The organism is Halobacterium sp. NMX12-1, from assembly GCF_040435975.1.
GTDB lineage: Archaea > Halobacteriota > Halobacteria > Halobacteriales > Halobacteriaceae > Halobacterium > Halobacterium hubeiense.
In genome coordinates this window covers 2,091,672-2,115,715 of sequence record NZ_CP159204.1, presented here as the reverse complement: position 1 = coordinate 2,115,715, position 24,044 = coordinate 2,091,672, and the positions used below count along the sequence as shown (strand labels likewise).

General features: G+C 69.7%; 33 protein-coding genes. 18 read left to right on the top strand and 15 right to left on the bottom strand.

Features of this window, described 5'->3' with window-relative positions:
• The first annotated feature begins 89 nt into the window (after positions 1 to 89).
• Both ABSL23_RS12915 and ABSL23_RS12910 read left to right on the top strand, forming a co-directional pair.
• Positions 90 to 290, top strand: coding sequence for a hypothetical protein (locus ABSL23_RS12915; protein ID WP_353634020.1), 201 nt, complete (start codon positions 90 to 92; stop codon positions 288 to 290).
• A 72-nt stretch (positions 291 to 362) separates the two neighbouring features.
• Entirely contained in the window at positions 363 to 1,289 is a 927-nt protein-coding gene (locus ABSL23_RS12910) for a peptidylprolyl isomerase (protein WP_353634019.1), read from the top strand.
• Positions 1,290 to 1,354: 65 nt separating this feature from the next.
• On the opposite strand, the gene ABSL23_RS12905 is transcribed toward ABSL23_RS12910, so the two are convergent.
• Both ABSL23_RS12905 and ABSL23_RS12900 read right to left on the bottom strand, forming a co-directional pair.
• A complete protein-coding gene (locus ABSL23_RS12905) occupies positions 1,355 to 1,981 on the bottom strand; it encodes a hypothetical protein (RefSeq protein ID WP_059057043.1) in 627 nt (208 codons plus the stop codon).
• A gap of 27 nt (positions 1,982 to 2,008) precedes the next feature.
• Positions 2,009 to 2,617, bottom strand: a complete 609-nt coding sequence (locus tag ABSL23_RS12900; RefSeq protein ID WP_353634018.1) for an AAA family ATPase — start codon at positions 2,615 to 2,617, stop codon at positions 2,009 to 2,011.
• Positions 2,618 to 2,734: 117 nt separating this feature from the next.
• On the opposite strand from ABSL23_RS12900, the gene pyrB reads away from it, so the two are divergent.
• From pyrB to ABSL23_RS12885, 3 genes are all read left to right on the top strand, one after another.
• Positions 2,735 to 3,646 (top strand): aspartate carbamoyltransferase, encoded by a 912-nt coding sequence (gene pyrB, locus ABSL23_RS12895; protein WP_353634017.1) that lies wholly within the window; start codon positions 2,735 to 2,737, stop codon positions 3,644 to 3,646.
• On the top strand, positions 3,639 to 4,097 hold the full coding sequence (gene pyrI, locus ABSL23_RS12890; protein ID WP_353634016.1) for an aspartate carbamoyltransferase regulatory subunit: 459 nt from the start codon (positions 3,639 to 3,641) through the stop codon (positions 4,095 to 4,097). Before pyrB ends, pyrI begins: the two co-directional genes overlap by 8 nt.
• A gap of 271 nt (positions 4,098 to 4,368) precedes the next feature.
• Positions 4,369 to 5,196 carry a hypothetical protein gene (locus ABSL23_RS12885; RefSeq protein ID WP_353634015.1) on the top strand — a complete coding sequence of 276 codons (828 nt, stop codon included), beginning with the start codon at positions 4,369 to 4,371 and terminating at the stop codon, positions 5,194 to 5,196.
• On the opposite strand, the gene ABSL23_RS12880 is transcribed toward ABSL23_RS12885, so the two are convergent.
• A complete protein-coding gene (locus ABSL23_RS12880) occupies positions 5,197 to 5,658 on the bottom strand; it encodes a GNAT family N-acetyltransferase (RefSeq protein ID WP_353634014.1) in 462 nt (153 codons plus the stop codon). It abuts the gene before it with no gap.
• A gap of 134 nt (positions 5,659 to 5,792) precedes the next feature.
• Between ABSL23_RS12880 and ABSL23_RS12875 the strand changes: the two genes are divergently transcribed.
• Positions 5,793 to 6,017 carry a DUF1918 domain-containing protein gene (locus ABSL23_RS12875; RefSeq protein WP_353634013.1) on the top strand — a complete coding sequence of 75 codons (225 nt, stop codon included), beginning with the start codon at positions 5,793 to 5,795 and terminating at the stop codon, positions 6,015 to 6,017.
• Between the two features lie 42 nt (positions 6,018 to 6,059).
• On the opposite strand, the gene ABSL23_RS12870 is transcribed toward ABSL23_RS12875, so the two are convergent.
• Positions 6,060 to 7,298 carry a sulfatase-like hydrolase/transferase gene (locus ABSL23_RS12870; RefSeq protein WP_353634012.1) on the bottom strand — a complete coding sequence of 413 codons (1,239 nt, stop codon included), beginning with the start codon at positions 7,296 to 7,298 and terminating at the stop codon, positions 6,060 to 6,062.
• A 2-nt stretch (positions 7,299 to 7,300) separates the two neighbouring features.
• Positions 7,301 to 8,233: a hypothetical protein gene (locus tag ABSL23_RS12865; protein WP_353634011.1), complete on the bottom strand. Its 933-nt coding sequence runs from the start codon at positions 8,231 to 8,233 to the stop codon at positions 7,301 to 7,303.
• 156 nt (positions 8,234 to 8,389) lie between these two features.
• Between ABSL23_RS12865 and ABSL23_RS12860 the strand changes: the two genes are divergently transcribed.
• Both ABSL23_RS12860 and ABSL23_RS12855 read left to right on the top strand, forming a co-directional pair.
• Positions 8,390 to 9,403, top strand: a complete 1,014-nt coding sequence (locus ABSL23_RS12860) for a lysylphosphatidylglycerol synthase transmembrane domain-containing protein (protein WP_059057034.1) — start codon at positions 8,390 to 8,392, stop codon at positions 9,401 to 9,403.
• A 54-nt stretch (positions 9,404 to 9,457) separates the two neighbouring features.
• Positions 9,458 to 10,450, top strand: a complete 993-nt coding sequence (locus ABSL23_RS12855; RefSeq protein WP_353634010.1) for a hypothetical protein — start codon at positions 9,458 to 9,460, stop codon at positions 10,448 to 10,450.
• On the opposite strand, the gene ABSL23_RS12850 is transcribed toward ABSL23_RS12855, so the two are convergent.
• On the bottom strand, positions 10,447 to 11,304 hold the full coding sequence (locus ABSL23_RS12850) for a hypothetical protein (RefSeq protein WP_353634009.1): 858 nt from the start codon (positions 11,302 to 11,304) through the stop codon (positions 10,447 to 10,449). The two genes, ABSL23_RS12855 and ABSL23_RS12850, sit on opposite strands and share 4 nt — an antisense overlap.
• 126 nt (positions 11,305 to 11,430) lie before the next feature.
• Here ABSL23_RS12850 and ABSL23_RS12845 point away from each other — a divergent pair, with 126 nt between their 5' ends.
• The 7 genes from ABSL23_RS12845 to ABSL23_RS12815 are packed head-to-tail and all read left to right on the top strand — an operon-like array spanning position 11,431 to position 16,833.
• Positions 11,431 to 11,850, top strand: coding sequence for an RNA-binding protein (locus tag ABSL23_RS12845; RefSeq protein ID WP_353634008.1), 420 nt, complete (start codon positions 11,431 to 11,433; stop codon positions 11,848 to 11,850).
• Positions 11,851 to 11,896: 46 nt separating this feature from the next.
• Positions 11,897 to 13,444, top strand: coding sequence for a hypothetical protein (locus ABSL23_RS12840; protein ID WP_353634007.1), 1,548 nt, complete (start codon positions 11,897 to 11,899; stop codon positions 13,442 to 13,444).
• 50 nt (positions 13,445 to 13,494) lie between these two features.
• The gene (locus ABSL23_RS12835) at positions 13,495 to 14,199 is read left to right on the top strand and encodes an RNase P subunit p30 family protein (protein WP_353634006.1); all 705 of its coding nucleotides are present in this window, start codon (positions 13,495 to 13,497) and stop codon (positions 14,197 to 14,199) included.
• Positions 14,183 to 14,785, top strand: coding sequence for a class I SAM-dependent methyltransferase (locus ABSL23_RS12830; RefSeq protein WP_353634005.1), 603 nt, complete (start codon positions 14,183 to 14,185; stop codon positions 14,783 to 14,785). Before ABSL23_RS12835 ends, ABSL23_RS12830 begins: the two co-directional genes overlap by 17 nt.
• Positions 14,782 to 15,258, top strand: coding sequence for an Rpp14/Pop5 family protein (locus tag ABSL23_RS12825; protein ID WP_353634004.1), 477 nt, complete (start codon positions 14,782 to 14,784; stop codon positions 15,256 to 15,258). Before ABSL23_RS12830 ends, ABSL23_RS12825 begins: the two co-directional genes overlap by 4 nt.
• 2 nt (positions 15,259 to 15,260) lie before the next feature.
• Positions 15,261 to 16,049 (top strand): archaeal proteasome endopeptidase complex subunit alpha, encoded by a 789-nt coding sequence (gene psmA / locus ABSL23_RS12820; protein ID WP_353634003.1) that lies wholly within the window; start codon positions 15,261 to 15,263, stop codon positions 16,047 to 16,049.
• A 58-nt stretch (positions 16,050 to 16,107) separates the two neighbouring features.
• Positions 16,108 to 16,833: a ribosome assembly factor SBDS gene (locus tag ABSL23_RS12815; RefSeq protein WP_059057026.1), complete on the top strand. Its 726-nt coding sequence runs from the start codon at positions 16,108 to 16,110 to the stop codon at positions 16,831 to 16,833.
• Between the two features lies 1 nt (position 16,834).
• Here ABSL23_RS12815 and ABSL23_RS12810 read toward each other — a convergent pair whose 3' ends face one another.
• Positions 16,835 to 17,152, bottom strand: a complete 318-nt coding sequence (locus ABSL23_RS12810) for an FUN14 domain-containing protein (RefSeq protein WP_059057025.1) — start codon at positions 17,150 to 17,152, stop codon at positions 16,835 to 16,837.
• 102 nt (positions 17,153 to 17,254) lie between these two features.
• Between ABSL23_RS12810 and hflX the strand changes: the two genes are divergently transcribed.
• A complete protein-coding gene (hflX, locus tag ABSL23_RS12805) occupies positions 17,255 to 18,562 on the top strand; it encodes a GTPase HflX (RefSeq protein WP_059057024.1) in 1,308 nt (435 codons plus the stop codon).
• Here the strand turns inward: hflX and moaC are convergent.
• Genes moaC through ABSL23_RS12785 form a run of 4 tightly spaced genes read right to left on the bottom strand, consistent with a single transcriptional unit; the run spans position 18,559 to position 21,726 of the window.
• Positions 18,559 to 19,050 (bottom strand): cyclic pyranopterin monophosphate synthase MoaC, encoded by a 492-nt coding sequence (moaC, locus tag ABSL23_RS12800; protein WP_353634002.1) that lies wholly within the window; start codon positions 19,048 to 19,050, stop codon positions 18,559 to 18,561. The genes hflX and moaC overlap by 4 nt on opposite strands.
• Positions 19,043 to 20,479 (bottom strand): NAD(P)H-hydrate dehydratase, encoded by a 1,437-nt coding sequence (locus tag ABSL23_RS12795; RefSeq protein ID WP_353634001.1) that lies wholly within the window; start codon positions 20,477 to 20,479, stop codon positions 19,043 to 19,045. Before ABSL23_RS12795 ends, moaC begins: the two co-directional genes overlap by 8 nt.
• 39 nt (positions 20,480 to 20,518) lie before the next feature.
• Positions 20,519 to 20,797, bottom strand: a complete 279-nt coding sequence (locus tag ABSL23_RS12790; protein WP_059057021.1) for an acylphosphatase — start codon at positions 20,795 to 20,797, stop codon at positions 20,519 to 20,521.
• Between the two features lie 38 nt (positions 20,798 to 20,835).
• Positions 20,836 to 21,726 carry a DNA-3-methyladenine glycosylase gene (locus ABSL23_RS12785; protein WP_353634000.1) on the bottom strand — a complete coding sequence of 297 codons (891 nt, stop codon included), beginning with the start codon at positions 21,724 to 21,726 and terminating at the stop codon, positions 20,836 to 20,838.
• An 88-nt stretch (positions 21,727 to 21,814) separates the two neighbouring features.
• On the opposite strand from ABSL23_RS12785, the gene ABSL23_RS12780 reads away from it, so the two are divergent.
• Positions 21,815 to 22,201: a DUF555 domain-containing protein gene (locus tag ABSL23_RS12780; RefSeq protein WP_353633999.1), complete on the top strand. Its 387-nt coding sequence runs from the start codon at positions 21,815 to 21,817 to the stop codon at positions 22,199 to 22,201.
• A 50-nt stretch (positions 22,202 to 22,251) separates the two neighbouring features.
• On the opposite strand, the gene ABSL23_RS12775 is transcribed toward ABSL23_RS12780, so the two are convergent.
• Positions 22,252 to 22,491 (bottom strand): UPF0058 family protein, encoded by a 240-nt coding sequence (locus ABSL23_RS12775; protein WP_059057018.1) that lies wholly within the window; start codon positions 22,489 to 22,491, stop codon positions 22,252 to 22,254.
• Between the two features lie 136 nt (positions 22,492 to 22,627).
• Between ABSL23_RS12775 and ABSL23_RS12770 the strand changes: the two genes are divergently transcribed.
• The gene (locus ABSL23_RS12770; protein ID WP_059057017.1) at positions 22,628 to 23,026 is read left to right on the top strand and encodes a translation initiation factor IF-2 subunit beta; all 399 of its coding nucleotides are present in this window, start codon (positions 22,628 to 22,630) and stop codon (positions 23,024 to 23,026) included.
• A gap of 1 nt (position 23,027) precedes the next feature.
• Here the strand turns inward: ABSL23_RS12770 and ABSL23_RS12765 are convergent, their stop codons facing one another.
• From ABSL23_RS12765 to ABSL23_RS12755, 3 genes are all read right to left on the bottom strand, one after another.
• The gene (locus ABSL23_RS12765) at positions 23,028 to 23,210 is read right to left on the bottom strand and encodes a hypothetical protein (protein WP_059057016.1); all 183 of its coding nucleotides are present in this window, start codon (positions 23,208 to 23,210) and stop codon (positions 23,028 to 23,030) included.
• A 49-nt stretch (positions 23,211 to 23,259) separates the two neighbouring features.
• Positions 23,260 to 23,652, bottom strand: a complete 393-nt coding sequence (locus ABSL23_RS12760; RefSeq protein ID WP_353633998.1) for a DUF2267 domain-containing protein — start codon at positions 23,650 to 23,652, stop codon at positions 23,260 to 23,262.
• A 70-nt stretch (positions 23,653 to 23,722) separates the two neighbouring features.
• Complete coding sequence (locus ABSL23_RS12755; protein WP_059057014.1) at positions 23,723 to 24,025, bottom strand: hypothetical protein; 303 nt, start codon at positions 24,023 to 24,025, stop codon at positions 23,723 to 23,725.
• Between the last annotated feature and the right edge of the window lie 19 nt (positions 24,026 to 24,044).

The window sequence follows — 24,044 nt, the reverse complement described above, 5'->3', positions numbered from 1 at the left end:
AACACGGCGCTTCGGAGGCCTCAATAGTGCTACGTCCCCCTCTTAGCAGGCGTTATCCCGCGGTCTCTCGAAGCCCGACCCGAGTCACGATGTCCACCGACACCACCCGTGGCGTCCCCCAGTCGCGCGACGACGCCGACACGACGCCGCTGGAGGCGACCGTCGTCCGCTATCAGAACACGCCGGACCGCTGCACGCTCTCCCCGCCGGACGTCGACGGCGACCGGCGGCTCACCGCGTGGCTCTCCGTGGACGCCGACGCCCTCGTCACATTAGCCGAGCACCGCTGACCGAGCGACCCGCGACGCCGCTCGCGGCCGCGAAACGTGATTCTTAAGGGTGGAACGGGAGTGCGTAGTGGTATGAGCGACGAAACTGAGGCCGAGACGGCCGACGAATCCGAGACAGAACAGGGCGGACTCCAGGAGGGGGACTTCGTGCAGCTCTCCTACACCGCCTACACGGTCGATAGCGGCGAACTCGTCGACACCACCGACGAGGAAGTCGCCGAGGAGGAAGGCGTCGACACCGACGAGCAGGAGTTCTCCCCGCGCACCATCGTCATCGGCGAGGGCCACATCTTCGAGGACGTCGAAGACGACCTCGTCGGCAAGGACGTCGGTGACACCGGCGAAGTCGTCGTCGAGCAGGCGTTCGGCGAGTACGACGACGAGGAGGTCCGCACGGTCTCCGCGAACAAGATTCCCGAGGACGAGCGCTACCCCGGCGCGCACGTCGACATCGACGGCGAGCACGGCCACGTCGAAGCCGTCATCGGCGGCCGCGCCCGCGTGGACTTCAACCACCCGCTCGCCGGCGAGGACGTCGAGTACGAGTACGAGATTCTCGACCAGGTCGAGGACACCGTCGAGAAGGCCCGCGGCCTGCTCCAGATGTACTTCGACGCCGAGCTCGACATGCACCTCGAAACGGACGAGGTCGAGGAGGAGGTCACCGAGGAGACCGACGACGGCGAGACCGAGACCACGACCGAGACCGTCGAGAAGGAGACCCTCTACATCGAGCAGTCCCCGCAGCTCCAGTTCAACCAGCAGTGGATGATGGGCAAAGACCAGATTCTCAACCAGATCATCGACATGCTGGACATCGACCGCGTCATCGTCCAGGAGATCATCGACGGCCAGCCCGCTGGTATGCCCGGTATGATGGGCGGCATGGGTGGCATGGGCGGCGGCGAAGGCCTCGGTGACGTCGAGGAAGCCCTCGAAGACGCCGACGTGGACGCCGACGAAATCGTCGAGGAGCTCGACGTCGACGAAGACGCGTAACGCTCGAACCCGGCCGCTCGGCCTATTTTATCGCAGAACAGGACGACCCGTAGCTCGGGGTCCGTCTACGCGATGTCGCGGCTGGTGTCCACCTGCACGCGCTCGCCGAGGTTGAGCTTGATCGAGGAGTCCAGTGCGTTGCCGCCGCGGAACTTCGGGACGGTGAGCCGCGTCTCGACCTCGTCGTTGTTCTCCTCGACGCGGAGCTTGAACACGACGTCGGCCATGTGCTCGGTGGTGCCGCGCAGTTCGGGGTCGTGGTCGGTGTCCAGGCAGTGCAGGACCGCGATGCCGCCGACGTTTCGCATGTGGTTGCCGAGTTCGTTGACGAAGTTCTCGTAGCGGCCGCGGTCCGCGCGTTCGAGGGCGTCCGCGGGGTCGATGATGACCGTCGACTCCGGGGGGACGCTGCGGAACGCGCGGCGCGCGTTCTCGATGGCGTCCGCGCCCGGGATGTACCCCACTTCGGGGTCGCCGGTGGGTGCGTCCGTCGCCTCGAAGGCGTCCTTGACGGCCTGTTCGGTGCGGTTCGTGGTGAGGTACAGCGTGGGCCGCGGGCGCGTGAGTTCGTACAGCAGTAGCTCTCCCTGACTGGCGGGCGGGGCCTCGTAGGCCACGACCGTTCCGGCCGGCACGCCGCCCCCGAGTTCCCGGTCGAGGACGTCCACGCCGGTGGAGAGCCGCTCGCGCATGAACCGACTGTAGGGGACGGACGGAGGTTAAGTATTGGGCTCCGCGTAGTCCGCGAGCGTCGCGTACGCTGCGGCGGTCTCTCGGGCTTCCAGCGGCGTTGCGGCGTCGGGAATCGGGACGGCGTCGGCGGCCGCCGCGTCCGCGAGGCCGTCCGGGACGCTGGCCGTGCGGGTGACAGCGACGGCACGTACCGGTGTCCCGACCGCGCGCGCCATCGCGGCGGTCTTGACGGCGTCCTCGATTCCCTCCCGGGTGTCGGTCGCGACGACGACGCAGGCGTCCGCGGCGCGCAGCGGCCGGACTGCGGCCTCGCTGGCGCCCGCGGGGCAGTCCAAGATGACGGGCCGCGATTCGGGCAGCGCGTCGAGTGCCGCGGCGAGGTCGTCGCCGTCCGCGTCGCCCGCGGGGAGCACGTCCGCGCCCGGGACGGTCGCCGACTCGTGGACGGCCGCGGTCGGAGTCGAGGCGTCGGCGCCGGGGTCCCGCGGGACGCCGGCCCGCAGGTGGAGGTTCGGCGCGTCGAGGTCGCAGTCCGCGACCAGCGGCCGGCGCCGCCGCTCGACGAGCGCGCCCGCCAGCCCGAGCGCGGTGGTGGTCTTCCCGCTGCCGCCCTTACCGCCCGCGACTGCCAGCACGCGAGCAGGTGGTCGCGGCTTCGCACTTGAACCTCGGCACGAGTGGGGCGCGGTGGCACACCCCGGAGCGGGTGCGCTCCGGGAGCTTTACGCTTCCGGGGGTCGCGTACTGAACCGATGCGTCACGACCACCTCCTCACTGCCAAACAGCTCTCGCGGGCCGACATCGAGACGGTCCTCGACAGGGCGGCGGCCTTCGACGACGACCCGGCGGCCGCCGGCGAGCGACACGCCGACGAGCTGCTGGCGCTGTGCTTCTTCGAGCCGAGCACGCGCACGAAGATGAGCTTCGAGACGGCCGCGAAACGCCTCGGCGGCGACGTCGTGGACATGGGCTCCGTGGAGTCCTCGTCCGTGAAGAAGGGCGAGTCGCTGGCCGACACGGTGCGCGTCGTCGAAGGGTACGCCGACGGCATCGTGCTCCGCCACCCCAAGCAGGGCGCCGCGAAGATGGCCAGCGAACACGTCGATGTCCCCGTCGTGAACGCCGGGGACGGCGCCGGCCACCACCCGAGTCAGACGCTTTTGGACCTCTACACGATTCGCGAGCACGCCGGCCTCGACGACATCTCCATCGGCATCATGGGCGACCTGAAGTACGGCCGCACCGTCCACTCGCTGGCGCACGCGCTCACGAACTTCGACGTCCGCCAGCACTTCGTCAGCCCCGAGTCGCTGCGGCTGCCGCGCTCGGTGCGCTACGACCTCCACGAGGCGGGCGCGCAGGTGCAGGAACACGACTCGCTGGACGCCGTCCTCCCGAACCTCGACGTGCTGTACGTCACGCGCATCCAGCGCGAGCGCTTCCCCGACGAGGACGAGTACGAGGCCGTCGCCGGCGAGTACAGCATCACGCCCGAGACCCTCGCGGACGCGAAAGACGACCTCGCGGTGATGCACCCGCTGCCCCGCGTGGACGAAATCTCGGCCGCCGTCGACGAGACGGAGAACGCGACGTACTTCGAACAGGCACACAACGGCGTCCCGGTCCGGATGGCCCTCCTCGACCTGCTCCTCGACGATGACTGACACAGAACTCCGCGTCTCGAAGATTCAGAGCGGCACCGTCATCGACCACGTCTCCGCCGGGGAGGCGCTGCACGTGCTCAAGCTGCTGGGCATCGACGGCACCGAGGGCACGACGGTCAGCCTCGGCATGAACGTCCCCTCCGACCGGCTCGGCCGCAAGGACGTCGTGAAAGTCGAGGGCCGCGAACTCAGCGACAGCGAGGCCGAGGTGCTGTCGCTCATCGCGCCCGAGGCCACCATCAACATCATCCGCGACTACGACGTCGTGGACAAGCGCCGCGTCGAGCGCCCCGAGGAGGTCGGCGGCGTGCTCGTCTGCCCGAACCGCGAGTGCATCACGAACGCCGGCGAGCCCGTCGAGCCGACGTTCGCGGTGCTGGACGACGGCCTGCGCTGCGAGTACTGTGGGGAGCTCGTCCGCGAGGACATCACCGCACACCTCCGCGGGTGACCGCGACGTGTCGGCGCGGAATCGTGGATTCGTGCCGACCCCGCAAAGCGTTTAATGACTCCGCGAGTAGTGTCAGTCATGGCAGGAAAACTAGTGAAGACCGCCGCCGCACTGCTCGTCATCGCCCTCGTCTGGAAGTTCGTCGTCGGGGGCGACGAAGCGCCCGAACCCGAGGAAGTAGACCGCATCGACTAGTCGGTCCCGGTCCCCGCTTTTCTGCGCGCGTGCCGAGAGCGAACGACTTAGGCGGCCCGCCGGCCAACTCGCGTCCATGTACGGCGTCGTCACGCGGAACGCCGAGGAAGTCGAGTGGCCGGAGTTCGACCGCACGTTCTACGAGGTCAAAGACGTCACCGGCCGCCACACCGACCCGCTGGAGGACGCCGTCAGCATGGTGTCCTGCTTCGGGGACAACGCCACCGCCGGCACCGAACCCGACCTCGTGCCCGTGGACGACGAGGGCAACGAGGCCACCCGCGAGCGGCCGTACTTCGACTGGTCGTACATCTGCCCGCTCGCGGAGGACTACCGCAACGGCCTCCTGACGGTCATCGAGACGTGCGCGGAGGTCAACGGCGACGTCCGCCTCGACGACGTCGGGTTCCCGCGCGCCGAGTACTGCCACTGCGACCGCTGCGAGAGCGCGTTCACGGAATCCGACTTCGAGGACTGGTACGACTGGCGCGCGAGCGTCATCACGGAGTTCGTCGCCGAGGCCGCCGACCGCATCCCGGGGACGACGTACCTCACGCTCTACCCCGACCCGTACCCCGGCCACCTCTACGAGCGCGCGGGCCTCGACGTCGAGGCGCTCGCCGAACACGTGGATGAATTCGTCGTCCCGCTGTACGACACCAGCTACGGGACGACGTACTGGCTGGAGACCATCGCCTCGGGCTTCGAGGACCTGCTGGACGCGCCGTTCAGCGTCGAGCTGTACGCCGTCGACGTGGAGGTCGAGAATCTGGTGCACGCCACCGAAGTCGTCGAGGAGTACGCCGAGGGCGTGTTCTTCGGCTACGAGGCGAGCAACGCCCGCGCCACGCTCCGCCGGATGGACGCCGAGGAGCGCGAGGGGAAGTCGTTCGGCCCGGAGTAGTCAGAGCCGCTGACGGAGGCTGCGGAACTTCGGCTCGAAGCCGTGGTCCTCGTAGAACGCCATCGCGGCGTGGTTGTCCACGTGCACGGAGAGGCTCGCGTACTCGCAGTCGCGCTCGCGACCCCACGCCTTCATGCGGTCGAGCAGGCGGCCCGCGACGCCCTCGCGGCGGCGCTCCGGGACGACGTAGAGGCCGTCCACGTAGCAGTTCTTCCCGCGGGTGTACAGCTTGGGTGAGGACGTGACGCCGCCGGAGACGACGCCGACGGGCTCGGGGTCGTACGCGACGAACATCGTGCGGTCGTCGTCGTCCAGCCACCGCGAGCAGTCCTCCTCGGCGACGACGGCCTCGTCGAGGTCGCTGAACGCGGGGTCGAGGGTTTCGGCCTCGCGGTACGCCGGCCGGAGCAGCCGGTCGGCGACGGCCGCCCGCTCGCTGTCCGCCGGCACGCGTACGTCCATGCCAGCACGCACGCGGAGTACCGAGAAAAGCGCTACGAGAGCGCGGTCGGCGCGGCGGTCGCGGCCGGGCGCGGGCGTCACCGTTTCAGCCCCGAAACCGGGTCGCTTTTGAATCGGCCGGCGGAACTTGGGGTATGAGCTTCGAAGAAGACGACGAGGTCGTCCTCCACGACAAGCACAGCGAGTACGACGGCGAGACCGGCACCGTCACGCAGGTCGTCGACACGATGTTCGGCGAGCCCAACTACACCGTGAGCTTCGACGACGGCCAGGAGGCCGGCGTCCCCGAGGACAACCTCGAACTCGCCGAGGACGACGAGAGCGAGGAGGACGACGACGAAGAAGTCGACGACGCGTAACGACGCTCGTTCTCCCTGTTTTCCCGCTTCGTAGCCGCCGCTTCAGAGGTAGCCGAGGTCTTCGAGGCGCTCGTTGATTTCCAGCATCTCGACGTCCGTCGGGTCGACGCCGCGCTCGGGGAGCCGCTCCCGGAGTTCGGCTTCGAGCTCCGGGTCGTCGGCGCGCTCCAGCTCCCGGGGGTTCTCCGCGAGGTCGTAGACGCCGGGCTCCCAGTCGCGGTCGGGGTACTCGACGTACTTGGCGTCGTCGTGGCGGACGGCGCGCGCCCAGTTGCGCTCGCCGTGCAGCGAGGCACCGCAGGCGCGCATGTACGCGACGCGGTCCTCGATTCCGGGTTCGACGACCTCGCCGTCGGTCTCGCGGTCGACGCCGAGCGCGTCCAGCAAGGTGGGGAGGATGTCGATTTGGCGGACTTGGGCGTCCACGGTCGCGGGCTCGACGCCGGGGCCGGCGAGCACGAACGGGACGTTCGTGGTGAAGTCGAAGACGTTCTCGCCGTGCCCGTTCTCGAGGAAGTGGTCGTCGAGGTCGGGGCCGAACCGCTCGCAGTACTGATTGACGCGCTCTTCGGCGCCGCGGGTGTCAACGCCGCCGTAGTATTTCAGGCCGTCCCGCAGGGACTTCGCGAGCAGGCGCAGGGGGTTGTTGCGGTGGGTGATGCTCTCGCCGTGGTCGCCGACGACCGCGACCACCGTGTCCTCGGGGACGCCGTCGGCGAGCGCCTCGATTTCGCGGTCGAGCGCGGAGAGCGCGCGGCCGTACGGCGTTTCCCCGTACTCCGCGCTGTCGAACTCGCGAGGGACGTGGACGTCCTCGTGAATCTCCCAGAGGTGGACGAACGCCGCGAACGGTTCCGGCAGACTGGCGAGCCTATCGAGGCCGTCCTCGCGCCAGTCGCTGAACATCGACTCGTCGCGGTCCCGGCACTCGTAGCGGTCGAACCCCCTGTCGAGGCCGGTCTCGGGGACGAGCGGTCCGGTCGCCATCGCCTCGGTGTGGTAGCCGGCGTCGCCGAGTATCTCGGGCATCGACTCGACATCGTCGGAGAGGCTGCCGCGGCGCAGCGACTTGATACCGTTGCGCTCGCCGTACGTGCCCGTCAGCAGGCTCGCGACCGCGGGCGTCGTCGTGGTCGCGGTGGCGTACAGGTCGGTGGCTTCCCGTCCGCGCTCGCGGAGCCCGTCGAGGAACGGCGTGTCCACGGCGTCGCGGTGCAGGAAGTCCTGTCGCAGGCAGTCCACCACGACCAGCAGGAGGTTCGGGGAGTCGGTAGTGTCCATAGTTAGGTTCGGTAGCCGAGGTCTTCGAGTCGTTCTTCGACGACGTCGCCGCTCTCGCCGGTGTCGTCGCGGCCCGCGGCGTCCGGGTCGTGGCTGTGCGTATCGGTCGCAGTCGTCTCGCACCACGGCACCTCGCGGAGGACGGGGAGATCGACGCCACCGGGGTGACCGTAGACGTGGTGCTCGCCGAACGCGTTGCCGTGGTCGGCGGTGACGACGACGCGCTCTGCGTCCAGATTCTCGAACAGCAGTTCGAGGTCCTCGAGGACGTATTCGAGGTTCTCGCGGTAGGTCTCCCACGCGTCGGTCTCGCTCCGGCGGCCGAAGCGGAGGTCGTCCCAGACGGACATCTCGTCGTCGCCGAACGCGTCCAGTTCGACGCCCTCGCTTCGCTGCTCGCGCTCCAGGACCGACGGAAAGTGCGGCTGCATGTAGTGGACGACCATCCGGTCGGCGGCCGCCTCGCGGCCGGTGCGGATGGCGGCGTCCGTCACGGGCCGCGGCGGAATCGTGCCGAGGTCGTCGTCCCACGCGTACCGCCACACCTCCTCGACGCCGTGGAAGCGGTCGTGGTCGATTTTCGACGCGGAGTAGGGGTTGCCGGTGACGTACGCGAGGTCCGCGAGCGCGTCGTCGCTGGCGCCGCCGAACACCGTCTCCAGCCACTCGACGGAGGAGCTGGCGGGCGACGTCCGCGACCCCGGGTCCGCGGGGAGGAAGTCGTAGTCGGCGTCGGCGGCGGCCTCCGCGAAGAGGTCCGCGCGGCACGCGTCCAGGAGGACGAGAACGTCCCAGTCGGCGTCCAGCACGGGGTCGGCGTCGGTCGTCGAGCGCCGCGAGTACTTCACCAGCGACGCGAGTTCGCGGACGGCGTCGGCGCCGCGGTAGCGGAGGTTGCGGGCGACGTTGGCCGCCTGAGCGGGCACGTCAACCATCGGTCGGTGTGGGCGTCTTCTCGAACATTTCCGGGGAGGTACTCGGTGCTCCGGTCGTGACGGGCGGAGAAAAAACCTCCCATTCGACGGGCGACGGGACGACCCCCGGCCGCGGGATTCGATGGATTGATTCACGCCCGCCCGCCACTCGGAGGCGTGCAGCGAGAGGACCTGCTGGCGACGGTGGCCGGGGTTGCGGGCGCAGCGCTCGTGTTCGCGGTCATGTTCTGGGTCGTGGACGCCCGCGAGGTGCTCGCGGCCGCCCGGTCCGCGGACCCCGTGTTGCTCGCGGTCGTCGCGGGCGTGATACTGCTGTGGAACGTGTCGTGGGGGCTGGCGCTGTGGAACGTCCTGCGCGCGCTCGACATCCGCGTGCCGGTCCACACGGCGCTGCTCGTGAACGCCGCGGGCGCGTTCGCGAACCACGTCACGCCGTTCGGGCAGGCGGGCGGCGAGCCCGTGACCGCGTGGCTGCTCACCCAGACCGCGGGCACGGACTACGAGGTGAGCCTCGCGTCCATCACGAGCCTCGACGCCATCAACGTCGTGCCGTCGCTGGCGTTCGCGGCGGTCGGCTCGCTCTACTACGTCGCCACGGAGACCGACGGGGAACTCGGCTTGCTCCCGGTCGCCGTCATCACCGCGGCCGTGGTCCTCCCGGTCCTCGCGGCGGTCGTGTGGCGCTACCGGGCCGCGATTCGTGGCCGCGCGGGCGGGACGGTCGCGGCGGTCATCCACCGCGTCGTCGGCGCGATTCCCCGCGTCTCTCTCCCGGACGCCGAGGACCTCGCGGCCCGCATCAGCGGGTTCACGGACGCGCTCGGCCGCGTCGCCGTCTCCCGCGAGCGCCTCGTGGCGGCCGTCGGCTGCTCGGCGCTGGGGTGGGCGTTCCAGGCGCTGGGCCTGTGGGTGACGTTCCTCGCGCTCGACGCCTCCGTCCCCGTCTACGTCCCGTTCTTCGTGCTCCCGCTGGGGAAGGTCGGGTCGGCGCTCCCGACGCCCGGCGGCCTCGGTGGGACCGAAGCCATCAACGTCACGCTGCTCACGCTGCTGACGGCCGTGAGCGCGCCGACCATCGCGGCCGTCGTCACGATTCACAGCGTCGGCGGCTACCTGCTGACGACGACCGTCGGCGCCGCCGCCACCAGCGCGCTCGGCGTCCGCTCGTGACCCGCTCCCGTTCGGAGTGTTTTATACCGCTCGCGCACCGACAGTGACGCACACGTGACCGCGACACCCCCGAAGGTCGCCGTCGCCCACTACTGCGAGGGCGCCGGCCACGCCACCCGGATGCTGGCGGTCGTCGAGGAACTGGAAGCCGCCGGCTACGACGTGGTCATCGCGGGCGGCGGTCCCGGCACGAAGTTCGTGGAGGCCAACGGCTACACGGAGTTCGAGCCGCTGGACCTCGACTTCGTCGGCGACTACCAGAACGGCGGCCTGCTGGACGTCCTCCGGAACAGCGGGCCCGCGGTCGCCGAGCGCGTCAAGCAGTACCGCGGGTGGTTCGACGACGAAGCCCCCGCGCTCCTCGTGACCGACGACATCTCCGCGGCCATCGCCGCGACCCTGCACGGCCAGCGTTACGTCTACGTCTCCCACGACCCCGCGGCGTTCTACTCGACGACCGTCGAGCGCGCCGGCGCGTGGGTCCGCAACCGCATCGCGGGCTACGGCGCCGAGCAGTTCCTCCACCCCAAGGTCTGGACGGGCGGCCCGTCGATTCCGGGCGCCGACGACGTGGGGCCGATGGCGCCGGTCGGCGACGCGCCGGACGCGGACGTGGACGTGCTCGTCGTGCCCAGCGAGTTCAGCGTGGACCCCGACCGCCTCGCGGACGCCATCGAAGCGAGCGGCCGGGACGTGACGCTCGTCGGCGGCGACGACTGGGAGCTACAGGAGTCGCTGCAGCCGTTCGTCGCCGGCGCGAACCTCGTCATCTGCAGCGGCTACTCCACGGTGATGGAGGCCGCGGTCGCCGGCACGCCCTGCATCGTGTTGCCGGCGACGTCAGAGCAGCGCGGCGTCGTGGACGCCCTCGCGGACACGCCCGGCTTCTACGCGGCGGACTCGATTGCGGGCGTGGAAGCGCTCCTCGACGCCGTGGAGCCGCCGGAACCGCACGCCAACGGCGCGAAGCGCGTCGCGGACGTCGCGGCGTCGTACCTCCCGGACGCGGCGTCCACCGGGAGCGACTCGCCGGCCAGCGCCGACTAGTCGAGTTCCAGCCACGGCACTTCCATCAGCGCCGGGATGTGGGTCTCGATGTGGTGCTCCCAGACGCCGTCCTCGCCGAACGCCTCGCCGTGGTCGGCGGTGACGACGACGTCGCCGTCCAGCGACTCCACGAGCTCCGCGACGCCTTCGAGGGCGATTCGGAGGTTCTCCTCGTAGTAGCGCATCGCGGTCGTTCTCGTGCCGTCGGTGAGGACGCCGCCGAGCCCGGTTTCGAGCCACAGCCCGACTTTCATCGCGAGGTTGCTGTCGTCGAGGACGCTCTCGACGCGCGGGCGCACCCGGTCCCCGAGCGCCGACAGCAGGCCGCCGTCCTCGCCGAGTTCCGCGCGTTCGCCCTGCCGCTTGATGCCCTTCTGTATCTGCCTGAGCTTCTGCCCGCCGCCCCGCGAGAGGTACGGCGCGTGGGGCTGCATGTAGTGGACGACCGTGCGGTCGGCGTCCGCGACGAGCTCCTGGTTGTCGCGGAACGACTCGGCCATGCTCTCGGGCGGAATCGTCCCGAGGTCGTCGTCCCAGCCGTGCTTCCAGACGTCGACGACCTCGCTGATGTGGTCGTCGGCGCTCCACTCGTAGTCGCAGCTGGCGCCCCACTTGAGCTCGTTCAGCGGGATGCCGAGGCTGTTGATGAAGGGGTTGCCGGAGAAGTACGCGATGTCGTGGTCGCCCTCGAAGGTGCGGTACGCCCACTCGGGGGTGGACGAGCCCGTGCTCCAGCGCTTCTCGAGGTCGCCGTCGAGGTAGTCGTCGTAGAGCTCGCTGAAGACGTCGTAGCGGCACGCGTCCAGCACCACGCAGTAGTCCCACTCGGATTCGAGGAAGCGCTGGTCCTGCATCGGTCGGTCGAGCTTCGCCGTCGGTTCAAGTAGTTCTGTCGGTGAAATGCAACGTCGTAGAACGGCCGCCGCGGGCGCGCCCGCCAGTGGCGACGCTTTTACCGCCGCGGCCGCTACCGCCACGCAATGAGCGAGGTTCCGTTCCACTACGTCGACCTCCGGGCGTTCTGCTACGGCACGGAGGACGAGGTCCGCGTCGCCGACGCGCTCGGGCACTTCCTCCCCGACGACGTCGAACTCGAGCGCGCCGAGAGCGAAGGCCACCTCGGCGACCGCATCGTCGTGCTGTCCGCGCGCGTCGAGCGCGCCGACGAGATGCGCCACGTCCTCGGCCAACTGCGCGACGGCGCGGACATCGAGCGCATCCGCGAGGAGCTCGACCAGCGCGTCGACGACAACTGCTCGCTGTTCGTCCACCTCGACAAGCAGGAAGCGTTCCTCGGCGACGCCCAACTGGGCGACGGTATCGCGCTCCGCGCGAAAGTCGAAGCCTACCCCGCGAAGAAGGAGGCCGCCGTCGAGAACGCCCGCGAAGCCCTCTCGTAGCCGCCCACCGACCGTCTTTTGAGGGTCGTGTGAGCTCGTACGGACGATGGCCCCCACGCTCCGCGACGCCCTCCACGTCGTCCTGAATCGACCGCGCGTGTTCGCGCTCGCGGCCGCGGCGCTGCTCTGCGAGGCCGCCGTCCGGCTCGCGCTCGCCGTCGTTCACCCGGTGCTGACAGTCGCGTTCCCGCCCGTCGTCGCGCTCCCGGTGCTCGCCGCGGCCGCGCCGACGGTTCGCGACGCGCTCGAAACGCCCGCCGCGCCCCCGCAGTGGCGCGTCACTGCGACGCTCCGCGACCGCGGCCCGCGGCTCCTCGCGGTCGCTGTCGGCGGCCACCTCGTCGCGCTCGCGCTCGGCGCGGCCGCGTTCCTCCTCGTGGACACGCCGCTCCGCGCGGCCGTCTACGCGACCGGCGGCTCGCTCTCGCCCACGACGGTCCTCGTCGCGCCGTTGGCCGGCGTCGCCGCGGGGACGCTCCTCGCGTGGGCGGTGCTCGCGCCCGCCGTGGAACGCGTCGTCGCCGGCGACCGACTCCGCGCGTCGGCCGCCGCACCGCTGCGCGCGGTAGAGAACCGCCGCCGGACCGCCACTGCGCTCGCCCTCCACGCCGCGTGCGTCCTCGCCGCTGGCGTCCTCGTCGGCGCGCTCGCGAGCGGCCAGTACGCGACCCGGGACGCCGCGACGCTCGCGTTCCTCGCAACGGTCGGCGCGGGCGCGGGAACGCTAGTCCTCCTCGGCGTGTTCGTCTACCCGATGCACGTCGCCCTCGCCGCGTCCGAGCCCGGGGAACCGCGCTCTGTTCCCGTGCGGCGGGTCGCGCTCGCGGCGCTCCTCGTCGCGGGACTGGTCGCCGGCGCGAGCGCGGTCCGCGTCACCGAGACGCGGCCCGGAACCGCTACTGCGGTGTCGCCGCTGCCAGCGGACGCCTCAGACGCGTATGCGGCGGCCCTCGACAACACCGGCGCGGCGGACCACCGCGTCGTCGCCACCGAGCGATGGGACGGCGACCGCGCCGTCGCCACGACCGTCGTCGAGCGCTCGGCGCGCCAGTTCAGGGCCTCGCTGCGCCACGAGAACCGAACCGACGTCGGGTACGCGGACAGCGGCGTCGCCTACAAGTTCCGCGGCTACACCTCCGGGTTCTTCCGGCTCGGCGCGGTTCCCGCGGACGGCGACACCGCACACGCCCTCCCGGGGTACTGGCAGGTCAGCGACGACTACACCGTCACCGAGGGCGTCGGCGTGGGATACGGTCTCCCCGCGGCTCGAACCGGGTCGTGGACGACGGTCGAGCGCGCGGGCGGCACCCGGACCCTCGAACTCACCGGCGACGCGGCGGTGTTCGAGGCGTTGCAGGGGAGTGCCACCGGGAGCGTGAGCGCGGAGACCGCGCGGATACGGATGCGCGTGGACGCCGAGCGCGGCGTCGTCCTCGGCGGGCGAGCGCGCCTGAACGCGACCGTTGACGGCACGCAGCTCGTGCGAAACGTCAGCTACGCCGTCGAGACCGGGCGCGGCGTGGACGCCCGCCGGCCGGCCGCGCTCGGGTCGCGCTCGCTCGGCGAGCTGGCGTGGGACGTGTTCGCGTACTGAGCCGGCGGCGAACGCACGCGTTTTTACCGTCCGCCCGCGAACGAACGGTCGTGTACGAGGCCGTTCACGCCCACCCGGACGGCGACAGCACCGTCCCGCGGTTCGCCGCGACAGCCGCCAGCGTCGGCTACGACGGTGTCGTCGTGCGGAGCCGTTCGGACGCGCGGCCGGACGTGGACCACGACGCCGTCGCCGAGGAGTACGGCATCGACGTGGTGTCGGGCGTCGAACTCGACGCGGAGGACACCTCGCAGGCCAGCGGCGCCATCGCGAACCTCCGCGAGCAGGCGACCGTGCTGGTCGCGCGCGGCGGGACGCCCGAGCTGAACCGGTTCGTCGCCGAGTCCGAGCGCGTGGACGTGCTCGCGGGGCCGATGCGGGGAAGCGGCGACGTCAACCACGTCGTCGTGAAGGCCGCCGAGCGCAACGCGGTCCACCTGGAGTTCGACTTCTCGAAGGTGTTGCGCGCCAGCGGCGGCGAGCGCGTGCAGGCGCTGCGCGGGCTACGGAAGCTCCGCGAGCTCGTCGCCCACTACGACGCGCCGTACGTCGTCAGCGCCGACCCCGAGTCCCACCTCCAGTTGCGCGCGCCCCGCGAACTGCTGGCGGTCGGCGAGGCGGTCGGGTTCGACCGCGAGCAGATTCGAGCGGGGCTACAGGCGTGGGGGGACCTCGCGGAGCGCAACCGCCACCGCACGTCCGAGGAGTTCATCACGTCGGGGGTCGAACGCGGCAGGTATGAAGAAGACAGTTGAGGAGCACGCCGCGCGCTTCGACGACCTCGCGGCCGACTACGACGACGAGAAGTCCGCGGAGTACAACGAGTGCGTCGCGCTCGTCCTCGAACACGCGAATCCCGACAGCGACGACACCGTTCTCGACTTGGGGTGTGGGACGGGCGCCATCGCGCTCGGCCTCGCCGAACAGGCGGGCCGCGTAATCGGCCGCGACATCAGCGAGGGGATGATGGACGAGGCGCGCCGGAAGGCCGACGAGCGCGGCCTCGACAACGTGGAGTTCGGACAGGGGCAGTTCCGCGAGCCGAACTACGACGGCGAAGTCGACATCGTCACCTCCAATTTCGCGATGCACCACCTCAGCGACGCGGAGAAGCGCGAAGCAATCTCGGTCATCGCCGGCCTCGGCCCGCGGAAAGTCGTGCTCGGGGACGTGATGTTCTTCGGGGAGCCCGACCCCGAGGAGCCGTTCTACAGCCCCGAGGTGGACGACCCGGCGACGGTGGGCGTGCTCGCGGACGCGTTCACGGACGAGGGGTACGCGCTCACGGCCGTCGAGATGGTCCACGAGCAGGTCGGCGTGCTCGTCGCCGAGAAGCGGTGAAACACCTCCCGAAGCACCTCCGGCCGCGGTGGCGGTACCTCGCCGTCGAGCTGGAGGCGTGGCCCGACGCGGACGTCTCGCAGGGGGACTTCCAGCGCAGCGTCTGGTTCGCCGCGCAGAACCTCTACGGGGACGCGGGGAGCGCGGACGCCGACCTGCGCGTGCTCCAGTTCGCCTTCGACGACGGCAGCGGGGAGGCGCTGGTCCGCGTGCGCCACGGCGAGGTCGAGCGCGGGCGGGCGGCGCTGGCGTGCGTCGACGAGGTCCGCGGCGACGCAGTCAGGGTGGCGGTACGCGGCGTCTCCGGCACGATACGCGCCGCTGAGGAAAAGTATTTAGGACGGCCGGGTGAACCCGCAGCCGAAGCCAGCGTCGCGTTCGCCGGCGACACCCGCCCGGCGCTCCGCCGGGGCGACCGCCTCGACGTGGACTGCGAGGACGGGTACGTGGGCGCGACGGACCTCGACTGCTAACCATGCAAGGACAGAACCAACAGCAGGCCTACGACCGCGGTATCACGATCTTCTCGCCGGACGGCCGCCTCTACCAGGTGGAGTACGCGCGGGAGGCAGTCAAGCGAGGGACGCCGAGTATCGGCGTGCGCACGGACGGCGGCGTCGTCCTCCTCGTGGACAAGCGCATCAGCTCGCCGCTGATGGAGGAGGCGTCCGTCGAGAAGATTCACAAGGCGGACAACCACGTCGGCATCGCGAGCGCCGGCCACGTCGCCGACGCCCGCCAGCTCATCGACTTCGCGCGCCGCGACGCGCAGGTCGAGCGGGTGCGCTACGACCAGCCAATCGGCGTGGAGACGCTGACGAAGGACATCACCGACCACATCCAGCAGTACACGCAGGTCGGCGGCGCGCGCCCGTTCGGCGTCGCACTCCTCATCGGCGGCGTCACGAACGGCGAACCCCGCCTCTTCGAGACGGATCCGTCGGGGACGCCCTACGAGTGGAAGGCCATCGCCATCGGCGAGGACCGCTCGACGGTGCAGGGCTACCTCGAAGACCACTACGACGAGTCGCTCCCGCTGGACGAGGGCGTCGAACTCGCGCTGCGCGCGCTCGGCGAGATTCGCGAGTCGCTCCAGCCGGCGGGCGTCGGCGTCGCGACCATCGACGCGGAGACGGGCGCGTTCATCGAGCTGTCCAACGACGAGATTCGGGAGTACCTCGTCGAGCACGACCTGCTCGGCGACGCGACGGCGGGCGACGCGGACGACGCCGACGGCGCGGACGACGACGCGACCGAGGAGTAGTCCCGGACGCGGTTCGCCGGGAAAAGCTCTTTTAAGTGTACCCGTCGAAGCCTCACGCATGATATCACTCGACGAGGCGGTGACCGCGCGCCTCGAAACGCACGGCGAGCGATTCGAAGTGCTGGTCGACCCCGACGCCGCGCTCGCGATGAAGCGCGGCGAGTTCGAGGGCGAACTGGAGGACGTCATCGCGGCGCGGGACGTCTTCGAGAACGCCTCCCGCGGCGACCGGCCCGCCGAGGAGGACCTAGAGGAGGTGTTCGGGACGACCGAGCCGATGGAGATTATCCCGGAGGTCATCGAGCGCGGTGAGATTCAGATCACCGCCGAGCAGCGCGAGGAGATGCAGGAGCGCAAGCGCCGCAAGCTCATCAACACCATCACCCGGAACGCCGTCAACCCCCAGATGGACAACGCGCCGCACCCGCCCGAGCGCATCGAGAGCGCGCTCGAAGAAGCCGGGTTCACCGTGGACCCGATGGAGCCCGCCGAGAGCCAGGTCGACGACGCGCTGGACGCGCTCCGGCCCGTGATTCCGATTCGCTTCGAGGAGGTGACCGTCGCCGTCAATCTGCCGCCGGACTACGCCGGCAGCGGGCAGGCCAAGATTCGGGAGTTCGGCGAACTCGACCGCGAGGAATGGCAAGCAGACGGCTCGTGGGTGGGCGTGCTGACGTTCCCCGCGGGGATGCAAAACGACTTCTACGACCTCGTCAACGAGGTCTCGGAGGGCGAGGGCGAGACGACGATAATCAAGGAGAAGGACGAACTCGACACGCGGTAAGCTATCCCTTCCGGAAGCCCAGCAGGAACCCGCCCGTGAAGCCGGCGCTGACCGACAGCGTCGAGAGGATGGTGTTCACCCACGACGGCGGCGCGGCGCCGTTGGCGGCCTGCGTGATGTCGAGGAAGCCACCGGTGAGGCGGTCCCAGTCGACGGTGATGATGCCCCGCGATTCGAGGAACTTGAACAGCGCGAGCTCGAGGCCGACGATGACCGCGATGAGCTTCGCGACCTTCTTCGCGGCGAAGCCGATGATGGCGCCGATGCCGGCGCCACCCCCGAACTCCAGCCCGAGCGAGGTGAGGTTGATGTCCGCCATGCTGGCTCCTCCGCGAGCGACCGGTAAGTCTCTTTTGTCAGCCCGAGTGACGAGTGGGCCGCGCCCGGGGCTTAAGTACCAGCGGCGCCTACCACGTGACAAGTGACCGGAACAACGACGAAGACGGCGGTCGTCGCCAAGCGCGTCGACGACGGCGAGGCCGACACCGCCGAAATCAGGGAGCTCGTCCGCGCCGCGGGCTACGAGGTCGGCGGCGAAGTGACCCAGACGCGCACGGCCGACCCCGCCCTCCAGCTCGGCGAGGGGAAAGTCGAGGAGCTGGCCGCGCTCGTCGCGGAGACCGACGCCGAGCGCGTCGTCTTCGACAACCGCCTCGGCCCCTACCAGACGTACAACCTCGGCAAGCAGCTCCCCGAGAACACGGAAGTCGTGGACCGCTTCCGCCTCATCCTCGACATCTTCGGCCAGCGCGCCAACACGCGGAAGGCCCAACTGCAGGTCGAACTGGCGGAGCTTCGCTACGAGCTGCCGCGCGCGGAAGCGAAGACGAGCCTCGCGAAGCGCGACGAGCGCCCCGGGTTCATGGGGCTCGGCGAGTACGACGAGAGCCGCGAGCAGGACATCAAGGCCCAGATTAGCCGCATCCGGGACGAGCTCGCGAACATCGAGAAGACCGAACAGCAGCGCCGCGAGACGCGCCGCGAGTCCGGCTTCGAGCTGGTGGCGCTGGCCGGCTACACGAACGCCGGGAAGTCGACGCTGCTGCGCCGGCTCGCCGACGACCTCGACGTCGACGAGAACGAGCAGCTCCACCCCGACCTCGACACCACCGCCGAGTCGCAGGACAAGCTGTTCACGACGCTGGGAACGACGACCCGGCGGCTGGACATGGACCGCCGGGACGTCCTGCTGACGGACACGGTCGGGTTCATCAGCGACCTCCCGCACTGGCTCGTGGAGTCGTTCAAGTCCACGCTCGAATCCGTCTACCAGGCGGATCTCGTGTTGCTCGTGGTGGACGCCAGCGAGTCCATCGACGAGATTCGCGAGAAGCTCGTGACGAGCCACGACACGCTCTACGAGCGCAACGAGGCGCCCATCGTCACCGTGTTCAACAAGGTGGACAAGGTCGGCGACGACGAGCTCGCCGAGAAGATGGAGGCGCTGTCGGCGCTCGCGCCGGACCCCATCGCGGTCAGCGGGAAGGAGGGCATCAACCTCGCGGCGCTCCGCGAGCGCATCGACGCCGAACTCCCGCCGCGCGAGCGGGAGACGCTCGTACTCCCGATGACGGACGAGACGATGAGCGTGGTGTCGTGGGTCCACGACCACGCCCACGTCCGCGACGTCGACTACGGCGACGAACAGGTGGTCGTGGACTTCGAAGCACTGCCCACGGTCGTCGAGAAGTCCCGCGCGAAAGCCAGCGACCTCGTCGCGGAAGCCTAGAGTTCCCGCTTCTCCTTGCGCACGACCTCGACGCCCTCGATAGCGGTGCCCGGGTACTGGCCGTCGTCGTCTTTCTCCGCGGCCTTCACCATGTCCCAGACGACGTTCAGGCCGGTCGTCACGCCCTCCAGAGCCTCCATCTCACAGCCCGTCTTCCCGGTGGTCTCGACGGCGACCTCCAGCACGACGCGGTCCTCTCGCACGTCGAAGTCCGTCTCGACGTTCGTAATCGGAATCTGGTGGCACATCGGAATCGTCTCCCACGTGTGCTTGACCGCCTGCACGGCGCCGACGCGCGCGGTCGCGAGCACGTCGCCCTTCCCGATTTCGTCGCCGCGAATCGCCTCGACGGTCGATTCGGAGAGCTGAATCTCGCCGCGCGCGACCGCGCGACGCGCCGTGTCCGGCTTGTCGCCGACGTCCACCATCTGCACGTCCCCCTCCTCGGTGGTGTGCGTGAGGTCGTCCTCGGGAGCGTCGCTAGTCATCGGAACCACCCCACAGCGCCGCGGGGAGCGCATCCAGCAGGTCGGTGGCGAGCAGGCCGTAGCCGTGCTCGTCGACCACCCGGTCGCCGGCCGCGCCGTTCGCGTACGCGCCCACGCTCGCCGCGGGCACGGCGTCGAGCGTGGAGAACATCGCGGCCGTCGCGCCGGCGAGCACGTCGCCGGTGCCGCCGACGGTCATTCCGGGGTTCCCGGTGCGGTTGACCCGGGTCGTCTCGCCGTCCGAAATCACGTCGTAGGCGCCCTTCACGAGGACGGTCTGCCCGAGGTCCGCGGCGAAGGATTCGACCGCCTCGGCGCGCTCTCGCCAGTCCTCGTCTACTCGTCCCCCCATCTTCCGGAGTTCGCCCTGATGCGGCGTGCAGACGAGGTCGGCGTCCGTCTCGACCTCCGGGACGACTTCGAGCGCGTCCGCGTCCACGACCGCGCGGCCGTCGTAGGCGGCGAGGAACTGCCGGACTGCGGCGAGCGTCTCGTCGGCGTCACCGAGCCCCGGCCCGAGGACGACCACGTCCACGTCCGCGGCGCGCTCCAGAATTTCCTCAACGTGCTCGGGGAGCAGGCGCTTCCCGGCGTACGAGTCCACGATGACGTTCTCGCTGTACCCCTGCACCATCTCGGCGATGCTGTCGGGGACCGCGAGGTACGCGAGGTCCGCGCCCGCCCGCAGCGCCGCCTGCGCGCTCAGCGCTGGCGCACCCGTGTAGGGCCCGCCGCCGACGACGAGCACGCGCCCGAAGTCGCCCTTGTGGGTCTGCGGGTCGCGGTCGAGCTGCTGGAGGTCGCCCGGGCCGACGAACAGCTCGGCGGCCTCCGGGATGCCGATGTCCGCGACCGTCACGTCCTCGCGGTCCGCGAGCGCGGGCTTGGTGTCGTGGAACGTCACCACGCGGTCCGCCTCGACGGCGACGCCCGGCGTTTCTCCCGTGTCGGCGTTCACTCCCGATGGCACGTCCACCGCAACGACCGTCGCGTCCGCGTCGTTGATGGCTTCGATGGCCGTTGCCTCCGGTTCGCGGGGCGCACCGGAGACGCCGGTCCCGAGCACGGCGTCCACGACGACGTCCGGGTCTCCGAGGTTCAACGCCGCCGAGTCCTTGACGACCTCGGTGGGAATTTCGGCCTGCTGGAGCGCGTCCCAGTTCTCCCGGCTGATGTCCGTCGTGATGGTTTCGGGGCGCCCGAGCAGGTGAACAGTCACGTCGTACTCGCCGAGGAATCTGGCCGCGACGAACGCGTCCCCGCCGTTGTTCCCGCGGCCCGCGACGACGGCGACGCTCGCGCCCGCGTCGGCACTCTCGCGGACCGCTCGCGCGACGGCGTTCCCGCTGGACTCCATCAGCTGCTTGCGCGGCACGCCGACCGCCGCCGCGTTCCGGTCCACGGCGGCCATCCGCTCGCTGGTAATCATGTCCGAGTGTTCGACCGGGACCGCCGTAAAAACTCCGCGTCAGCGCCGAATCTCGAAGCCATCGACGCCCTCGGGGTCGCCGTACTCGGCTTCGACGCCCTCGACGTTCGCGGCGGGACTGCCCTCGTGGCACCACTCCACCAGCGCCTCGACATCGTCCTCGGGCCCCTCGAAGACGGCTTCGACGCGGCCGTCCCGGAGGTTCCGCACCCAGCCGTCGAGGCCGCGCTCGCGGGCCTGCTCGCGCGTGTTCGCGCGGAAGTAGACGCCCTGTACCTTCCCGGAGACCAGCACGCGTGCGCGAGTCCGGTCGCTCATGCGGTTGCGTGCGGCCGCGTCCGACAAAAATCTACGCGCTACTCGTCGCCGCCCGACCGGAGGTAATGGAAGAGGTAGGTCTGCGTGTACCCGGCGTACGGGCCGAGCTGCTCTCGAATCGCGCGGGAGGTGTCGGCGTAGTTGCCGCGGTCGCAGTCCGGGTAGTGGTCCTCGATGGCGGAGCGAATCCACGTGTCCAGCGGAACCGCTTCGAGGTAGCCCAGCGAGAACAACAGCACGCAGTCAGCGACCTTGTCGCCGACGCCCACGAAGTCGGTGAGCGTCTCGCGCGCGAGTTCGTACGCGCGGCCCTCCACGTCCCGGCGGGTGAGTTCCCCGGTAGCGACCATCTCGGCGGTGCGCTGGACGTACGGCGCGCGGTAGCCGAGTTTCAGGTCGCGGAGGTCCTCCTCGGTGGCGGCCGCCAGCGCCTCGGGCTCGGGGAACGCGTGGACGGTCTCGCCGTCGTACTCGATCGGCTCGCCGTAGTGCTCGCGCAGCGACTCCTGCATGGCGAAGATGCGTTCGACGCGCATCTGCGCCGAGCAGATAAAGGAAATCAGGCAGCCGAAGAACGGGTCGCGGACGATGCGGAGGCCGTCGTAGGCGTCCCACGCGGCCGTCGTGAGGTCGTCGTCGGTGGCGGCGGCGCGAATCTCGTGGAGGTCGTCGTTCAGCCCGAGCAGCTCGCGGACCAGCGGGCCGGCGTCGGTCGTGGACTGCCACTCGACTGCGGCGTCGGTCTGTCGGACTTCCACGACGTCGCCGTCGACGACGGTGCGATACCACGCGCGCCCGCCGGAGGCGCCGTCGGTCTCGTACGTGGTGCCGTCGGGCCGCCACCAGAGGTACGTCTGTCCGCTCTCGAGGGTGGCCTGCACGTCGACCGCGCCCGCAATCTCGTCGGTCGGAATGGCGCCGCGCTCCATCTCGGGCGGGCTTGGCGGCGCTGGGGGAAGACGGGTTCGGTTCCGGGCCAACCTTCTTCTACGTTGCGTGTGAACGTTCCACGTAGCCATGGACTGTAGGGTGGTCGTCGAGGCCGCGGTCCCCGTCTACGACGTCGAGACCCCCGACGAGGCGGTTCGCATCGCCATCTCGAAGACCGGCGAGCTGCTGAACCCCGACCTCAACTACGTCGAAATCAGCATGGGCGAGCGGACGTGTCCGCACTGCGGGGACGAACTCGACCCCGCGTTCGTCGCGGCCGACGAGAGTCTCGTCGCGCTCGAACTGGAGATGAGCGTGTTCAACGTCGAACGGGAAGAACACGCCTCCCGCATCGCCCGCAAGGAGATCGGCCAGCGCTTGGAGAACATCCCGCTGGAGGTTCTGTCCGTCGAGGAGGAAGCCAGCGAGGAGGACGCGGAGAGCGGGGAGTCAGAGCGCGCGGACGGAGCGTAACGCTGTCGCTGGCGAGTTGGGTGCGCAGGGAGGCGTCGCGTGTCGCTACGTTAGTCGGCCTGAGCGGGGACGGCTTCCTGTTCTTCGGGTTCTTCCATCGCCGAAGTGATGCCGCCCGCGAGCGCGAAAACAGCCGCTTTGTGGTCGGTCTTCGATTTGTGAATGGATGTCGGTCGTACGCCGAGTTCCTCGTACTCGTCGAGAGAAATTTCGTCTGCCTCGCACTCCTCGTAGTAGTTCCCGACCTCTGCGAGGAGGCCGTGGAGGTGGATGAGCTCCTGCTTCTTCATGGCAGCCAATTCTAACGGTCACGGGGTTATAGTATTATCCTGAGAGGTGTTACCACGGCTCTCCCGAAAACCGGCCAAATACGGGGCGACCCGGGCTTTTGAAAGGCTTTTGTGCGGCCCGGTCCTTCGTCGGGGTATGGACTACGAGGAGCAACTCGACCGCGCGATGCAGCAGAAGCCCGACGTCGCGGGCAGCGAGAGCCGGTTCGAGGTTCCGGAGCCGAACGTCCGCGAGGAAGGCAACGTCACGGTGTACGAGAACTTCCAGGACACGCTCGACCGCCTCGGCCGCGAGCAGGACCACGTGCTGAAGTTCATCCAGAACGAGCTCGGGACCAGCGCGCAAATCGACGAGAACGGGCGCGCCCGGTTCACCGGCGAGTTCCGCCAGCGCCGCGTCGAGGACGTCCTCGACGAGTACGTCGAGACGTACGTCACGTGCCCCGAGTGCGGGCTGCCGGACACGAATCTCGAAGTCGAGGACGACACCGAGCGCCTCCACTGCGAGGCGTGTGGCGCGCGGTCGGTCGTCTGAGTTACTGGAGCCGCTTGAGGTTCTCGAGGTCGCGGTCGGTTCGCATGAACTCCGCCGTCCGCCGCGTCGCGTGACAGTTCGGACAGCTGAAGTTCTCGTCGTGGGTGGGCAGCTCGCTCGGCGTGCTCTCCCACTGCTTTTGACATTCAGGACAGACCAACTGCACGTACGCCTCGTGCGCCATGCTCCCCAGTCGAACGGCTGCCGGGAAAAAGCTTGAGGCCCGGTTTCGGTCAGTAGTAGTCGTCGGAGCTGACTAACTCGAAGAGGTCGTCGTAGTCGCCGGGGAGCTGGGCGGTGACGTCCTGCAGTTCGCTCTCGGGCACGGACTCGTCGACGACGTCCAGCACGACCTGCGCGTAGTAGGCGGCGTCGGCGTAGTCGGCGCTCGCGCGCTCGGAGACCCGCTGGACGAAGTCGTCGTAGTCGAATAGCTGCCCGGAGTCCGCCTGGTGGAGGAAGACGTCGATTTCCATCGGGAGCGGGCCCGCGAGGTCGGACGCTTCGCCCGGCTGGAGTCGCTCGCCGAGCGTGGTGAGGACCGCGCGCGTGGCTCGGATGGCTTCGCCGCGGGAGGCCAGTTCGGCGCGGTGCTGGACCGCGCCGACGAACTCGTCGTGTTTCATGAACGCGTGGGGGTTCCCCCGCAGCCGAAAAATGACTGGTGGCCGTCCCGGGCGGTGCGTCGGGCCGGCGTCAGTCCCAGGTGACCCACAGCAGGAACGCGATGGCGGCGGTCTCCAGCAGCCGCAGCGCCATCATCGCGGTCGCGGAAATCGAGGGGAGGCCGCTGAACCACGCCGTCAGCTTGGCGTGCATCACGAAGTAGTAGAGCCCGAGGGCGTTCTCCCCGAGCAACAGCAGGCCGAACACCAGCAGGCCGAGCGCGTGTTTCGACTGTATCTGCCGGTAGTTGCGGGCCCACACGCCGCAGAGCGCGAGCAGCGCGACGACGTTGAGTGCCATCGCCGCCCGCGTCACGTCCGCCCAGACGGTCATCTACACCACCGTTGGCAAG

Bases quoted from the DNA above. Each gene is read 5' to 3' on its own strand.
- ABSL23_RS12760 (WP_353633998.1), bottom strand. From the start codon at position 23,652: ATGAAACACGACGAGTTCGTCGGCGCGGTCCAGCACCGCGCCGAACTG.
- ABSL23_RS12915 (WP_353634020.1), top strand. From the start codon at position 90: ATGTCCACCGACACCACCCGTGGCGTCCCCCAGTCGCGCGACGACGCC.
- ABSL23_RS12785 (WP_353634000.1), bottom strand. From the start codon at position 21,726: ATGGAGCGCGGCGCCATTCCGACCGACGAGATTGCGGGCGCGGTCGAC.
- ABSL23_RS12810 (WP_059057025.1), bottom strand. From the start codon at position 17,152: ATGGCGGACATCAACCTCACCTCGCTCGGGCTGGAGTTCGGGGGTGGC.
- ABSL23_RS12780 (WP_353633999.1), top strand. From the start codon at position 21,815: ATGGACTGTAGGGTGGTCGTCGAGGCCGCGGTCCCCGTCTACGACGTC.
- ABSL23_RS12840 (WP_353634007.1), top strand. From the start codon at position 11,897: ATGGCCCCCACGCTCCGCGACGCCCTCCACGTCGTCCTGAATCGACCG.
- ABSL23_RS12850 (WP_353634009.1), bottom strand. From the start codon at position 11,304: ATGCAGGACCAGCGCTTCCTCGAATCCGAGTGGGACTACTGCGTGGTG.
- ABSL23_RS12905 (WP_059057043.1), bottom strand. From the start codon at position 1,981: ATGCGCGAGCGGCTCTCCACCGGCGTGGACGTCCTCGACCGGGAACTC.
- ABSL23_RS12845 (WP_353634008.1), top strand. From the start codon at position 11,431: ATGAGCGAGGTTCCGTTCCACTACGTCGACCTCCGGGCGTTCTGCTAC.
- ABSL23_RS12865 (WP_353634011.1), bottom strand. From the start codon at position 8,233: ATGGTTGACGTGCCCGCTCAGGCGGCCAACGTCGCCCGCAACCTCCGC.
- ABSL23_RS12790 (WP_059057021.1), bottom strand. From the start codon at position 20,797: ATGAGCGACCGGACTCGCGCACGCGTGCTGGTCTCCGGGAAGGTACAG.
- ABSL23_RS12870 (WP_353634012.1), bottom strand. From the start codon at position 7,298: ATGGACACTACCGACTCCCCGAACCTCCTGCTGGTCGTGGTGGACTGC.
- pyrI (WP_353634016.1), top strand. From the start codon at position 3,639: ATGACTGACACAGAACTCCGCGTCTCGAAGATTCAGAGCGGCACCGTC.
- ABSL23_RS12765 (WP_059057016.1), bottom strand. From the start codon at position 23,210: ATGGCGCACGAGGCGTACGTGCAGTTGGTCTGTCCTGAATGTCAAAAG.
- ABSL23_RS12830 (WP_353634005.1), top strand. From the start codon at position 14,183: ATGAAGAAGACAGTTGAGGAGCACGCCGCGCGCTTCGACGACCTCGCG.
- ABSL23_RS12880 (WP_353634014.1), bottom strand. From the start codon at position 5,658: ATGGACGTACGCGTGCCGGCGGACAGCGAGCGGGCGGCCGTCGCCGAC.
- moaC (WP_353634002.1), bottom strand. From the start codon at position 19,050: ATGACTAGCGACGCTCCCGAGGACGACCTCACGCACACCACCGAGGAG.
- ABSL23_RS12775 (WP_059057018.1), bottom strand. From the start codon at position 22,491: ATGAAGAAGCAGGAGCTCATCCACCTCCACGGCCTCCTCGCAGAGGTC.
- ABSL23_RS12770 (WP_059057017.1), top strand. From the start codon at position 22,628: ATGGACTACGAGGAGCAACTCGACCGCGCGATGCAGCAGAAGCCCGAC.
- psmA (WP_353634003.1), top strand. From the start codon at position 15,261: ATGCAAGGACAGAACCAACAGCAGGCCTACGACCGCGGTATCACGATC.
- ABSL23_RS12755 (WP_059057014.1), bottom strand. From the start codon at position 24,025: ATGACCGTCTGGGCGGACGTGACGCGGGCGGCGATGGCACTCAACGTC.
- ABSL23_RS12815 (WP_059057026.1), top strand. From the start codon at position 16,108: ATGATATCACTCGACGAGGCGGTGACCGCGCGCCTCGAAACGCACGGC.
- ABSL23_RS12875 (WP_353634013.1), top strand. From the start codon at position 5,793: ATGAGCTTCGAAGAAGACGACGAGGTCGTCCTCCACGACAAGCACAGC.
- ABSL23_RS12885 (WP_353634015.1), top strand. From the start codon at position 4,369: ATGTACGGCGTCGTCACGCGGAACGCCGAGGAAGTCGAGTGGCCGGAG.
- ABSL23_RS12795 (WP_353634001.1), bottom strand. From the start codon at position 20,479: ATGATTACCAGCGAGCGGATGGCCGCCGTGGACCGGAACGCGGCGGCG.
- pyrB (WP_353634017.1), top strand. From the start codon at position 2,735: ATGCGTCACGACCACCTCCTCACTGCCAAACAGCTCTCGCGGGCCGAC.
- ABSL23_RS12910 (WP_353634019.1), top strand. From the start codon at position 363: ATGAGCGACGAAACTGAGGCCGAGACGGCCGACGAATCCGAGACAGAA.